Origin of the sequence: Actinomadura latina NBRC 106108 (assembly GCF_001552195.1) — a bacterium.
In the GTDB taxonomy this organism is placed as follows: domain Bacteria; phylum Actinomycetota; class Actinomycetes; order Streptosporangiales; family Streptosporangiaceae; genus Spirillospora; species Spirillospora latina.
In genome coordinates, this window is sequence record NZ_BCQS01000006.1 from 1 (window position 1) to 13,506 (window position 13,506).

Annotated in this window: 10 protein-coding genes; 6 read left to right on the forward strand and 4 right to left on the reverse strand. The window is 74.1% G+C overall.

Annotation, left to right across the window (positions count from 1 at the left end; genetic code table 11):
- Positions 1 to 161 precede the first annotated feature (161 nt).
- From AL2_RS10695 to AL2_RS10720, 6 genes are all read left to right on the forward strand, one after another.
- Entirely contained in the window at positions 162 to 1,637 is a 1,476-nt protein-coding gene (locus tag AL2_RS10695; protein WP_067632633.1) for a sugar transferase, read from the forward strand.
- 84 nt (positions 1,638 to 1,721) lie between these two features.
- Positions 1,722 to 2,651, forward strand: a complete 930-nt coding sequence (locus AL2_RS10700; RefSeq protein ID WP_067632635.1) for an inositol monophosphatase family protein — start codon at positions 1,722 to 1,724, stop codon at positions 2,649 to 2,651.
- A gap of 75 nt (positions 2,652 to 2,726) precedes the next feature.
- On the forward strand, positions 2,727 to 3,644 hold the full coding sequence (gene cysD, locus AL2_RS10705; RefSeq protein ID WP_067632637.1) for a sulfate adenylyltransferase subunit CysD: 918 nt from the start codon (positions 2,727 to 2,729) through the stop codon (positions 3,642 to 3,644).
- 44 nt (positions 3,645 to 3,688) lie between these two features.
- Positions 3,689 to 4,951, forward strand: a complete 1,263-nt coding sequence (locus AL2_RS10710; RefSeq protein ID WP_067633056.1) for a sulfate adenylyltransferase subunit 1 — start codon at positions 3,689 to 3,691, stop codon at positions 4,949 to 4,951.
- 73 nt (positions 4,952 to 5,024) lie between these two features.
- The gene (locus AL2_RS10715) at positions 5,025 to 5,921 is read left to right on the forward strand and encodes a glycosyltransferase family 2 protein (protein WP_067632639.1); all 897 of its coding nucleotides are present in this window, start codon (positions 5,025 to 5,027) and stop codon (positions 5,919 to 5,921) included.
- Between the two features lie 93 nt (positions 5,922 to 6,014).
- Positions 6,015 to 6,899, forward strand: coding sequence for a hypothetical protein (locus tag AL2_RS10720; RefSeq protein WP_067632641.1), 885 nt, complete (start codon positions 6,015 to 6,017; stop codon positions 6,897 to 6,899).
- Positions 6,900 to 6,913: 14 nt separating this feature from the next.
- Here the strand turns inward: AL2_RS10720 and AL2_RS10725 are convergent, their stop codons facing one another.
- The 4 genes from AL2_RS10725 to AL2_RS10740 are packed head-to-tail and all read right to left on the reverse strand — an operon-like array spanning position 6,914 to position 13,439.
- Entirely contained in the window at positions 6,914 to 8,257 is a 1,344-nt protein-coding gene (locus AL2_RS10725; protein ID WP_067632643.1) for an RCC1 domain-containing protein, read from the reverse strand.
- Entirely contained in the window at positions 8,254 to 9,573 is a 1,320-nt protein-coding gene (locus AL2_RS10730; protein ID WP_067632644.1) for a ParB N-terminal domain-containing protein, read from the reverse strand. Before AL2_RS10730 ends, AL2_RS10725 begins: the two co-directional genes overlap by 4 nt.
- The gene (locus AL2_RS10735; RefSeq protein WP_157438091.1) at positions 9,557 to 11,233 is read right to left on the reverse strand and encodes an MATE family efflux transporter; all 1,677 of its coding nucleotides are present in this window, start codon (positions 11,231 to 11,233) and stop codon (positions 9,557 to 9,559) included. Before AL2_RS10735 ends, AL2_RS10730 begins: the two co-directional genes overlap by 17 nt.
- Positions 11,220 to 13,439, reverse strand: a complete 2,220-nt coding sequence (locus tag AL2_RS10740) for a tyrosine-protein kinase domain-containing protein (RefSeq protein ID WP_067632646.1) — start codon at positions 13,437 to 13,439, stop codon at positions 11,220 to 11,222. Before AL2_RS10740 ends, AL2_RS10735 begins: the two co-directional genes overlap by 14 nt.
- Positions 13,440 to 13,506 lie beyond the last annotated feature (67 nt).

The window sequence follows — 13,506 nt, forward strand, 5'->3', positions numbered from 1 at the left end:
GAAATGCCGCTCTGCCAAGCAGACCGGCTCTCATGACGAGATCGGAACCAACATGGATCACCGGAAATCACGCCGTGGATCCAGGCTCAGGCGACGTTCAGCCGTCTTCGGTGTGAATCGCGCTGACGGGGCGCGTGTTACAGGGGATTGGTGAGTGCTCTATGGCCGTCGTTGACAAGGTCCAGGCCGAGTCATCGACCCACCATGAGCAGGGGCGCACCCCGTCGCCGAACTGGAGCGGGAAGTACCGCAGGGTCGCGAAATGGCTCGACGTCCTCAGCATGCTGATGGCCGGAGTGATCGCGTTCGTGCTCCGGTTCCCCGGCGTCCCCACCGAGCTGAACGCGCCGTACGTCGCGCTGACCGTCCTCCTCCCCGTCGTGTGGCTGCCGACGCTGTCGCTGTGCCGGGCCTACCAGCCCCGGTACATCGGCGTCGGGTACGAGGAGTTCCACCGGGTGCTGCGCGCCGGGTTCATCCTGACGGCGACGGTCGCGATCCTGGCGTACGCGACGAAGACCGAGGTGGCGCGCGGCTACGTGGTGATGGCGCTGCCGCTCGGCACGTTCCTCGCGCTCGTCGCGCGGTACCGGCTGCGCAAGTGGCTGCACAAGAAGCGCTGGAACGGCGAGTGCATGCGCCGCGTGGTCGCGGTGGGGCACCGGACGTCGGTGGCCGACCTGATCCGGCTGCTGCGCAAGAAGCGCTACCACGGCATGGACATCGCGGCGGTGTGCCTGCCGCCCGCGCTCGCGTCCGGCGACGACGCGGTCGCCGAGGTGGAGGGCGTCCCGGTGCTGGGCGACTTCGCGCAGGCGGCGGCGGTGGCCGACCGGATCGGCGCGGACTCGGTGGCGGTGCTGGCCTGCCCGGAGATGGACGGGGTGGCGCTGCGCCGGCTGGCGTGGCAGATCGAGCGCGACGACATCGAGCTCGTGGTGGCGCCGGCGCTGATGGACGTGACCGGCCCGCGGATCTCGATCCGCCCGGTGTCGGGGCTGCCGCTGCTGCACGTGGAGCACCCGGAGCTGGACGGCGGCCGCAAGGTCTTCAAGGGCCTGTTCGACCGGGCGGCCGCGCTCGGCGGGCTGCTGGCGCTGAGCCCGCTGCTGCTGATCGTCGCGTTCCTGATCAAGGTGACGAGCGCGGGACCGGTGATGTTCCGGCAGGTCCGGGTCGGGCGCGGCGGCCGGGAGTTCACCGTGCTGAAGTTCCGCACGATGGTGGCCGACGCCGAGGCCCGCAAGGTCGAGCTGATGGCGGCCAACGAGAACGACGGCGTGCTGTTCAAGATCCGTGAGGACCCGCGGATCACCCGGGTGGGCCGGTGGCTGCGCCGCTACTCGCTGGACGAGCTGCCGCAGCTGTTCAACGTGGTGCGCGGCGACATGTCGCTGGTGGGCCCGCGCCCGCCGCTGCCGGAGGAGGTCGCCCAGTACGGCGGCGACGTGTACCGGCGGCTGGTGGTGAAGCCGGGGCTGACGGGCCTGTGGCAGGTGAGCGGCCGGTCCGACCTGTCGTGGGAGGAGTCGGTGCGGCTCGACCTGCGCTACGTCGACAACTGGACGCTCGCCATGGATCTGCAGATCATGTGGAAGACCTGGTCCGCGGTGTTCCGGGGTTCCGGCGCCTACTGAGCGGGACCCGGGCATCGGGCCGGCTCGGGTAGGCATGAGAAAGTAGACCGAACAGACCATTCGAGTCGGGATTGTGATCAGCGGATGACGGATGTGGACGACCACGCGCTGGCGGCGGAGCTCGCCGGCGCGGCGGGCCGGCTGCTGCTGGGCGTGCGGGACGAGGTGGGGTTCGCGGACGCGCGGGTCCTGAAGGACACGGGCGACCTGCGGGCGCACGAGTACCTCGTGGCGGCGCTGGCCGAGCGCTGTCCCGGCGACGCCGTCCTGTCCGAGGAGGGGCGTTCCTCGGTGGCGGGGAAGCGGGCGGAGGGCGACGACCGCGCGCCGACCCGCAACACCGCGACCGCCGAGCGGCTCACCGCCGGCCGGGTGTGGATCGTCGACCCGCTGGACGGCACCCGCGAGTTCTCCGAGGAGGGCCGCCGCGACTGGGCCGTCCACGTGGCGCTCTGGGTGCGGGACGCGGCCGGGAGGGGGCGGCTGGCCGCCGGCGCGGTGGCGCTGCCGGCGCAGGGGCTGACGCTCCGCACGGACGCGACGGGCGGCGCGTCGCTCGTCCGGACGGAGCCGGGGGAGCCCGATCCGCTGACGGCCGGTCCGGGCGCCGCGCAGCCGCGGGAGGTGCCGCTGCACGTCCCGGCGCCGGACGCGGGCAAGCTCCGCGTCGCCGTCAGCCGCACGCGGCCGCCCGAGTTCGTCCGGCAGCTCGCCGACCGCCTCGACGCGGACGTGGAACTGGTGCCGATCGGCTCGGCGGGGGCGAAGATCTCCGCGGTGCTGCTCGGCGAGGTCGACGCGTACGTGCACGCGGGTGGCCAGTACGAGTGGGATTCGGCGGCGCCGGCGGCGGTGGCGCTCGGCGCGGGGGCGCACGCCTCCCGCATCGACGGGTCGCCGCTGGAGTACAACCGGGAGGACCCGCGGCTCCCGGATATCCTGGTGTGCCATCCCGCGTCGGCGTCGATGCTGCTGACCGGCATCGCGGGAGTCAGCGGCGCACACCCCGATTAATCCGTTCCGGGTGGGACATCCCGTCCCGTGGCCACCGGTTGCATCTGCCAGAAAGCGTGGAGAGAGCCCCAGACCATGCAGCGTTCCGATTACCTGCTGTCGCAGTTGGACGTCCTTGAAGCCGAGTCGATCCACATCTTCCGGGAGGTGGCGGCCGAGTTCGAACGGCCGGTGCTGCTGTTCTCGGGCGGCAAGGACAGCCTGGTGATGCTGCGGCTGGCCGAGAAGGCGTTCCGGCCCGCGCCGATCCCGTTCCCGGTGATGCACGTCGACACCGGGCACAACTTCCCCGAGGTGATCGAGTTCCGCGACCGGCGGGTCGCCGAGCTGGGCGTCCGGCTGGTGGTGGCGTCGGTGCAGGACGCGATCGACAGCGGCCGGGTGACCGAGCAGAAGGGGCGGCGGGCGTCGCGGAACCGGCTGCAGATCGCGCCGCTGCTGGACGCGATCGAGGAGCACCGGTTCGACGCGGCGTTCGGCGGCGCGCGGCGGGACGAGGAGAAGGCCCGCGCCAAGGAGCGCGTGGTGTCGTTCCGGGACGAGTTCGGGCAGTGGGATCCGAAGAACCAGCGCCCGGAGCTGTGGAACGTCTTCAACACGAAGATCGCACAGGGCGAGCACGTCCGGGTGTTCCCGCTGTCCAACTGGACGGAGCTGGACATCTGGGACTACGTCCGCAGGGAGGAGATCGCGCTCCCCTCGATCTACTTCGCGCACACCCGCCGCGTGTTCGAGCGGGACGGGCTGCTGCTGGACGCCGAGACGGGCTTCGCGAACCGCGGCGACGACGAGCCGGAGTTCCAGGCGACGGTCCGGTACCGGACGGTCGGGGACGCGTCCTGCACGGGCGCGGTGAAGTCGGCGGCGTCCTCGCTGGACGAGGTGATCGAGGAGATCGCGGCGACCCGGATCACCGAGCGCGGCCAGACCCGCGCCGACGACCGCACCAGTGAGGCCGCGATGGAGGACCGCAAGAAGGAGGGCTACTTCTGATGGCCGGGAACGAGCCCGCCGAGGCGGGGCCGACGGGCAAGCCGATGGACCTGCTGCGGTTCGCCACCGCCGGCAGCGTCGACGACGGCAAGTCGACGCTGATCGGCCGGCTGCTGTTCGACTCCAAGTCCATCTTCGAGGACCAACTGGAGTCGGTGGAGCGCACGAGCACCGAGCGCGGCGAGGAGTACACGAACCTGGCGCTGCTCACCGACGGCCTGCGCGCCGAGCGGGAGCAGGGCATCACGATCGACGTCGCGTACCGCTACTTCGCGACGCCGCGCCGCAAGTTCATCATCGCCGACACGCCGGGGCACATCCAGTACACCCGGAACATGGTGACGGGCGCCTCGACCGCCGACCTCGCGATCATCCTGGTGGACGCCCGCAAGGGCATCCTGGAGCAGTCGCGCCGGCACGCGTTCCTCACCACGCTCCTGCAGGTCCCGCACCTGGTCGTGGCGATCAACAAGATGGACCTCGTCGACTACGACCGCGCCGTGTACGAGCGGATCGTGGACGAGTTCACCTCGTTCGCCTCCAAGCTCGACGTGACGGACATGACGTTCGTCCCCATCTCGGCGCTGCACGGCGACAACGTCGTCGAGCGCAGCGTGAACATGCCGTGGTACGAGGGGTCGTCGCTGCTGCACCACCTGGAGCACGTGCACATCGCGTCCGACCGGAACCTGATCGACGTGCGGTTCCCCGTGCAGTACGTGGTGCGGCCGCACGCCTCGACCGACCCCGACCTGCACGACTACCGCGGCTATGCGGGCCAGGTCGCGGGCGGCGTGCTGAAGCCGGGCGACGAGGTCGTGCACCTGCCGTCCGGGCTGACGACGGCCATCACCCACATCGACGGCCCGTCCGGGCCGGTGGAGCAGGCGTTCGCGCCGATGTCGGTCACGCTCCGGCTCGCCGACGACATCGACATCTCCCGCGGCGACATGATCGCGCGGCCGAACAACCGTCCCGAGGTCGCCCAGGACCTCGACGCGATGGTCTGCTGGATGACCCCCGACCGCACCCTCACCCCGCGCTCCAAGCTGGTCATCAAGCACACGACCCGCACCGCGAAGACGGTGGTGAAGCAGCTGCACTACCGGCTGGACGTCAACACCCTGCACCGCGACGAGCAGGCGGACGCGCTCGGCCTGAACGAGATCGGCCGCGTCTCCCTCCGCGTCACCCAGCCGCTGTTCGTGGACGACTACGCCCGCAACCGCCTCACCGGCGGCTTCATCCTGATCGACGAGTCCACCAACAACACCGTCGCGGCCGGCATGATCATCGGCGCGCGCTGACCGGACGCCGCGGGGCCGCCGGTCCCGCGGCGCCGCCCTCCACTGGAACCCCCCGCGACAAGGCAGGCCCTCGATGCCCCCATCCGTCGGCGTCGTCCTCCCGACGCACAACCGGCCGGAGCTGCTGCGCCGCGCGCTGGAGTCGGTCCTCGCGCAGGACTATGAAGGCGGGCTGCGCGCGATCGTCGTCTTCGACCGCGCCGAACCGGACATGTCGCTCGCGGGCGACCGCGTCGAGGTCATCGCCAACACGCGGGAGCCGGGCCTCGCCGGCGCCCGCAACTCCGGCATCCTGGCCCTGGACACCGACCTCGTCGCGTTCTGCGACGACGACGACCAGTGGCTGCCCGGCAAGCTCGCCGCGCAGGTGAAGGCGCTCGAAGGCGAGCCGGACGCGGTGCTGTGCAGCTCCGGCATCCTCGTCGACTTCGACGGGCGCGAGCTGCCCCGGCTGGCCGGAACCGGACGCGTCACCTACGACGCGCTGATCCGCGACCGCATGATGAGCGTCCACTCGTCCACCTACGTCGCGCGCCGCGAGCCGCTCGTCGAGATCGGCATGGTGGACGAGACGATCCCCGGCAGCCAGGGCGAGGACTGGGACCTCGCGCTGCGCGCCGCCCGCCGCCACCCGGTCGTGAACGTCGACGAGCCGTACGTCCGCGTCCTGTGGGGGCTGACGTCGTACTACGCGCAGGCGTGGGAGACGAAGGTGGCCGCGCTGGAGTGGTTCCTGGAGCACTACCCGGAGATTGGGAAGGAGCCGGGCGCCGCTGGGCGCGTGTACGGCCAGCTCGCGTTCGGCTGCGCGACCGTGGGCCGCCGCAAGGACGCCCTCCGCTGGTCGGCGCGCGCCATCAAGGCCAATCCGGCCGAGCGCCGGGTCCCGTTCGCGCTGGCCGTCGCGTCCGGTGTCGTGTCCGGCAAGCGCGTCCTGCTCGCCCTGCACACCAGGGGCCGCGGTATCTGACGCGACCCGCACCGATTCCCGGGCTTTCGCCACCTTTCCCCACATCGCGCCGGTACTGTCGGTGCCCGTCGCAGTGCTAGAAGGAGCCTCTCCGTGAACATCTCTTCCCGCCGCATCGTCGCGTCCGGGACGCTGGCTTTGGCGCTGGCGCCGGCGCTCGCCCTGACCGCCGCGCCCGCGTTCGCGGGCGCCGACCTCGACGCGGTCGCCGAGGGCATCACCGAGAGCGGCTACTACGTCGACTCGCACGCCAAGTACTACCAGTCGGACGGGGCGCAGGAGCTGCTCCGCACGGCGCAGGGCCGGTCCGTGCCGGTGTTCATCGCGATCCTCCCGGCCGGGGACGACGCGGGGCAGGTCCTCCAGCAGCTGCCCGGCCTGATGAAGCGCAAGGGCACGTACGTGGTGCTGGCCGGGAACGAGCTGAAGGCGACGTCCAACACGCTGCCGGCGAGCCAGGTGAAGACCGCCTACGCGAAGGCCGTGAAGGGCAGCAACGGCAAGCCCGACCTGGCGCTGCTGAAGTTCGTCCAGACGCTGCCGGAGTCGAAGTACGCGCCGCCGAAGCCCGGCAAGCCCGGCAACAACGGCAAGCCCGCGCCGGAGTCCACGAAGCAGCGGGAGCAGCAGGAGGAGAAGACGCTCGCCGAGCAGCAGCCGACCGCGCCGGCCGCCGGCTTCGAGCCCGCGCGGAAGGACGACGGCGGCTCCATGACGCCGTACCTGCTCGGCGGCGGCGGTGTGGTCGTGGTGGCCGCCGCCGGGGCCGGGTTCCTGCTGTGGCGCCGCCGCTCCGCGACGCCGGCGCCCGCCGGCGCCGCCGCGAGCGGAACCCCCGCCGCGCCGCCCGCCCCGACCGCGCCTCAGCCGCCCGCGCCGCAGCCGCCCGCCGAGGCGCCCACGGCGGACGACTCCGCGCCGGAGCCCCCGAAGGACGCCCAGCCCCCGAAGGACGTCGAGCCCCCGAAGGACGTCTAGCCCCCGAAGGACGTCTAGGAGCCGTCGGGGTTCAACAGCAGGATCAGATGGCGCTCAGCGGCGCCCGCCGACAGTGCCCTGCCCGGCGCGGCGCCGTGCGCCATCACCAGCGTGCCGGGACGGCTGCGCGGCACCCGGTTGCCGGAGCCGAGCTGGCCGCTGCCGCCCGCGCCCCACGTCAGCGGCGTCCCGTCGGTGAGGATCGCGGCGCCGTAGGCCTCGCCGGCGAACACCTGGGCGACGCCGCGGAGCTTCGGCCCGTGGCCGCCGGCGACCGCGACCGGCGTCGCGCGGAGGTTCACCGACCGGTCGCCGAGCTGCCCCGCCGTGTTGTTGCCCCAGGCGACGACCGTGCCGTCCTTGCGCAGCGCGTAGTTGTGCTTCTCCGCAGCGCTGATCCCGGTGACGTCGCGGAGGACGCCCTTGCCGTCCACACCGGACACGAGGCCGGGGGTGAGCCGGTCCTGGCGGGACCCGTCGCCGAGCTGGCCGAGGTCGTTGTGGCCCCAGGAGGCGAGCCGCCCGTCCCGCAGCAGCGCCAGCCCGTGCTGCCCGCCGATCGCGACGCGGGTCACGCCGGACAGCCGCGGGGCGCCGTCCAGGCCGCGCACCGGCACCGGCAGCGCCCGGTCGCGGCGGGTGCCGTCGCCGACCATCCCGTAGTCGTTGGCACCCCATGCGAGGACCCGCCCGTTGCCGCGCAGCACCAGTTCGGTGTGCCCGTCCGCGGCGATCGCGGTGACGCCGGTGAGCGGCCTGCGGCCGTCCGGCGCCTTCACGGTCGTGGGGACCCGCGGGCTGGCGCGCCTGCCGGTGCCGCGCTTGCCGGTGCCGCGCTGCCCGTGGTCGTTGGCGCCCCACGTCACGACGGTGCCGTTGCGGCGCAGCGCCATGGAGAAGTCGTTGTTGGCGCTGATCGCGACGACCCCGTCCAGCGTGCCCGGGCGGCCGTCCGGCGCGCGGACGGGGACGGGGACGGGGCTGTCGCGGCGGGTGCCGTCGCCGAGCTGGCCGTGGTCGTTGGCGCCCCACGCGACGACCTCGCCGCCGCCGACGACCGCCAGCGAATGCCGCCCGCCGCCGGCGACGGCGCGCACCCTGCCGAGCCGGCCCTGCCCGCCGACCCCGGTGACCGGGGCGAGTTTCACGTCGATCGTCCCGCCGGGGCGGCCGAGCTGCCCGTGGTCGTTGAGGCCGCTCGTCCAGACGGTGCCCGTCTCGGTGCCCGCCGACCCGGCGGCGGGCGGCGGGGACGACGGCGCCGCCGCGCCGCCCGCCGCGGACCGGTCGCACGCCGCCGCCGCCAGGACCGCGGGGACGGCGAGCAGCACGGCGATCGAGCGCCGCGCCGCCGTCATGCCGTGCGGACGCAGGCGAACAGGTGCCTGGCGTAGTTGTCCTCATAGGGCGGGCGGGCGTCGTCGTCGGGACCGAGGTCGACGACCTCGTCGAAGGTCGTGTTCTCGCGCAGGAACCGCGCGACGCGCGGCGGGTCCCAGCCGCGCAGCGACTCGGCGAACCACGCCTCGTTGTCCTGGCCGGTGTCGAAGAACAGCACCCGGCCGGTGGCGCGGTCGAGGAGCCGGATCAGCTCCTCGGCGCTGACGGAGCCGCGGCCGAGGACGAAGTGGTGCAGGAGGCTGAAGCACGACACCACGTCCCAGCGGGCGGCGTCGTGGCCGCCGAGGAACTCCACGCAGTCGCCGGTGGAGACGGCGCCGTCCGGGAGCCCGTAGATCGCCCGGCCGAGCGGGACGGCGAGCGGGTCGCGCTCGATGCCCTCGGCGTCGAAGCCGCGCTGCGCCAGCTGGGACACGAACCAGCCGTAGCAGCTGGCGACGTCCAGATAGCGGCCGCCCGCGATGCCGCGCTCGCCGAGGAACGCGTCCATCTTGGCGAGCCGGTCGGTGCACTGCCGGACGGTCGTCCAGCCGGACCGCAGCTCGGGCGCGTCGATCGGCTGGTACAGCTCGTGGGTGCCGTCGAGCCAGCTCATCTTGAGCAGCAGGTCCTGGAGGGGGGTGGTGACGGGAAGCCACTTGGCGACGACGCTGGCGCCGTCGGCGCCGCTCATCGCGGCGATCGCGAGGCGGTGGTGGCCGTCGAGGATCTGGTACTGGTCGGAGCCGCGGACGGGCGCGACGAGCACCGGGTCCTGCGGGCCGCTCTGCTGCGGGCGGGGCGTCCCGCCCGGCGCGTCCTCGCCGCGGTGGCGGGCGATGAACGCGCGGGCCGCCGCGAGGACGCCGGCCGGGTCGGTGCCGCCGAAGTAGTTGCCGCCCGCCTCGATGCAGCGCAGCCCGAGCCGCCCGTAGGCGCTCTCCAGGATCTGCTCGTCGGCCAGGTCGCCGTGCTCGTCGGCGAGGCGCAGCAGGGCGACGTGCGGACCGTCCAGGAACGGGGTGGACGGCCACAGCAGGTCGCCGGTGCGGTCGGCGAACTCGCGGGCCGTCCAGCCGCCCTGCGCGCCCACCAGGAGCTGGTCGAACCGGACGGGCACCTTCCACGGGCGGCGCAGCACGGCGGTGGACACCGCGACGCGGGCGGCGGCCGGGATCGGCAGGGAGCGCCCGGCGTCGACCAGGCGCCCGTACACCGGGCCGCTGGGTGCGAGCCCGCTCTTGCGCAGCACCGCGCGGGACTTGCGGCGTACGTGGTCAATTCCCGTGGGCATGCATGCTCCTGGCAGGTGTCGTTTCCGTGGTCGGCGCATCCGTGGTCGGCGCATCCGTGGCCGGCGTTTCCGCGGCCGGCGGGGCGGTGGCACCCGCGGGCCCGGAGCCTGCGCGGGCCCGCCGCCCCGGCAGCAGGGAGGCGAAGGCGGTGAGGGACAGCCGCTCGCGACCGCCCCAGAGTAGGGCAAAGTACAAGATGGCGCCGGGGATCAGCCCGGCGGCCAGCGCGGCCGGGCTGGACCCGGCGGCGAACCGGACGGCCAGCGGGATCGCGCCGAAGCTGAGCAGCGCCGAGCCGCCCGCCCAGAACAGCCCGGCGCTCGCCGGGGACATCCCGAGGATCCTCCGGACCTGGACGAGGGCGAGCAGCGTCCGGACGAGCAGCCCGCACGCCCGCGCCACGGCCGCCCCGGCGATCCCGAACGGCGGGATCAGCAGCACGTTCAGCACCAGGTTCACGCCGAGCGCGGTGCTCTGGTTGACCAGGCTCAGCCCGCTGCGGCCCGCCATCAGCAGCATCACGTCGCGGGCGCCGGTCGCGGTCGCCACCAGCATCGCCATCGCGAGGATCACGGTGACGACCTCGCCCGTCCCGCGGTAGCCGGGCCCGAACGAGCCGACGTACACCGGCGCGCCGACCGCGATCGCCAGGTGCACCGGCCAGGCGAGCGCGAGGTTCCAGGACGCGCACACGGCGAAGATCCGCTGCGCGCCGGCCCGGTCGGCGAGCGCCATCAGCCGGCTCACCGCGGGCTGCATGACGTTCTGCACCGCCTGGGTGGCGAGCTGGCTGATCACGATGAACCGGGTCGCGGCGGTGTAGACGGCCGCCTCGCGCGGCGAGCTGAGCGCCGCGACGAGCACGATGTCGGCGCGCTGGAACGCCGTCTGGCAGATCTGCGCGAACGCGCGCGGCGCCGTGAACCGCCAGAAGTCGCCGGCCAGCCGGCGCGGCCCGGCCGCCGGCGCGGCCGGGGGAGCGGGCGCCGCGGCGGTGCCCGCGCGGCTGATCTTCAAGTACCACAGCGCGGCGATGACCAGGCACGGCAGGTAGGGCGCCGCCCAGGCCGCCGCCAGCCAGACCGCGTCGTCGGACAGCACCGCGGCCGCGACCACGCCGCCGACCTGGAGCGTCTGCCGCAGGATCTTGTCGACGAGGACGGTCGGCCGCATCGAGCCGTATCCGCGCGTCGCCGCGAGCAGCGCGTCGTGCGCGCCCGCCAGCGGCAGGAACAGCGCCAGCACCCGCACCATGTGCACGGCCTGGTGCGCGTCGTCGGCGCCGATGTGGCCCGCCGTCCACGGCGCGGTGGCGACGAGGACGAGCGCGCTGATCGCCGCGGTCGCCGCGACCGGGACGAGCGCCACCGGCACCGTCCGGCGCGCCGCGGCCCGGTCGCCGAGCGCGAGGTGGCGGGGCAGCCAGCGCAGCAGCCCGGCGTCGGTGCCGAGGCCGGAGACCGCCTGCAGGATGATGAACAGCGACGTCGCCGCGAAGAACGTGCCCGCGATCCGCTGCGAGTACAGGTGCGCGACGAGGAAGACCAGCGCGAGCCCCTGGACGCCCGCGACCGCGGCGCCCACCAGGTTGAGGGCGCCGCCTCTGGCCAGCCTGTTCAGATTGGGCCCGCCCGGCGCGGCCGGTTCAGGACCCGGCATGCCGCCCCGCCTTGTGCGGCTTCTTGCCGTAGCGCGGCTGGACGTCGGCGGTCGGCGCCGGCCCCTCCGCGGGGTCGTCCGGAAGCTCGGCCGGCATGTACTGGGAGATGTCCTCCTGGGTCCGCGTCGCGGCGGACTCCAGTGCCTCCTCGGTCTCCGCCCGCTCGGCGATCTCGGCGGGATCGGCAGGCTCGGGGGGTTCGGCGGGCTCGGCGGGCTCGGTGCCGGCCGGCCGGGTCTTGCCGGCGCTCGACCGGGCCGAGCCGGGCCGTCCGGTCCCCTGGGCGACGTCCGCCGGCGGCACGGGCCGCGGCGCGACGGGCTTGCCCGGCCCGGACGGCGGGTCCAGCGACGGCGGCAGGGGACGCCGGCCCGGCCGTCCCGGGCCGCGCGACGGCGCCTGCCGCGGCGGCCGGCCGACCTGGGGCAGCGCCTGCGTGGTCAAGGTCGACCCGTCGCCGGGGTCCTGGTCGTCCTCGTCGTGCGGCATCCCCGGCCAGTAGCCCTTGTCGTCGTCCCGCTCGGCCCGCTTGGCCTCGCCCGGCTGCTCGTCCGCCCACGTGGGGGAGCCCTCGGACAGGGCGCGCCGCTCACCGCTGCCGCGCGGGTCGGCGGCCCGTGACTCGACGGCCCGTGACTCGACGGTGCGCGACTCGGCGGCGCCCCGGCCCCGGACGGGCTGCGGCGCCCGGCCGGCCGGCCGGGCCTGCTGCGGCTGCCGCGCCGCGCGCCCGCCGCGCTGCTCCGGCGGCTCCAGCACCACGCCCAGCACGGTGCATCCGGCGCGCTCGGCCTCGACGTACGCCTGGCGGAGCTCCTCCCGCGTCGTCACGCCCTGGTTGGCGATGAGGACGACCGCGTCCACGAACGTGCAGAGCGCCTGCGCGTCCGCGTCGTGCAGGCTGGCGGCGTTGACGACGAGGTACTCGCTGCGGCGGCGCAGCACCTTCACGGCCTCGCGCATCCGCGGGCCGCTGAACCGGTGCGCGGCCTCGGCCGCGCGCGGGCCGCGCGGCAGCAGCCGCAGCTGCGAGTCGGTGTGGATCAGCAGGGTCGCCGGGTCGGTGCCGCTGAGCAGCGTGTCCGACAGGCCCTTGCCGCCGGGACGGGCGCCGAACAGCGCGCTGACGTCGGTGTCGTCGGTGGTCGCGTCGATCATGATGGTCTTGGCGCCGGCGAACGCCAGCGAGACCGCGAGGTTGGCGCTGGCGAGCCGGGCGCTGCCGCCCGGGGTGGCGCTGGTGACCAGCAGCGCCACCGGGGTCTGCGGCGCGGTCGCCACGACCGCGGCGCGCAGCCGCCGGTACGCCTCGCCGGCCGGGCTCTTCGGCGCGGCGACCAGGGCGAGCGAGTCGCCCGGCGGGCCGCCCGCCGGGACGGTGGTCAGGGTGCGGACGCCCATGCCCTCGATCGCCTCGGCGTTGCGCAGCCGCTGGTTCAGCCGCTCGCGCAGCAGCACGACCGCGAGGCCGATGACGATGCCGCCGGCCAGGCCGCCGGCGCCGAACATCGCGGTGCGGATCTGGCCGGGCCCGTCCGGCGCGCCGGCCGGGGTGATGACCTGGCCCGGGCTGATCGGGGTGCTGCCGATGTCGTTGGCCTGCTCGTCGATCACGCCGAGCTGGTTGGTGTAGGCGGTGACGCGCTGCTGCAGCGTGGCGCGCTTGGCGCCGGTCGCGGCGGCCATCTCCCGGTTGGTCTTCAGCAGCTGCCGCTGGACCTTGTCGGACTGCGCCTTCAGCTTGGCGAGCTGGTTGTTCACCACGTCCTGGGCGCGCTGCTGCCGGTAGGCGAGGTAGGCGTCGGCGAACGCCTGCGCGCCGGCGCGCGCGTTGGCCGAGCTGCGGGCCGTGTAGGTCAGGTTGAGCACCTGCGTGTTCGGCGGGACGTCGACGACGACGGTCCCCTCCGGCTCGTGCCCCAGCTTCTGCCCGGCGATCTTGGCGACCCGGTCGGTGGTGACCAGCTGCGCCTCGGTCTGCAGGTTGACCAGGTCGTCGCCGCGGCCGTCCGGCGAGTACGGGTTGCCCTCCAGCGGGCTGACCAGCACGGTCGCGGTGGCCTTGTACGGCGCGGGCAGCGCGATGGCGGCGCCGACCCCGGCGCCGGCGCCGAGCACGGCCAGCAGGATCAGCAGCGGCACGTACCGCCTGAGCAGGGACAGCAGCTGACCCTGCTGCGGGTCGGCCGTCTGGTCAGCTCCCACGACGATCCCCCTTGATGATCCGGGTCGTGCTCGACGGACAGATGGTCACGACTTTATCCGCGCTTGA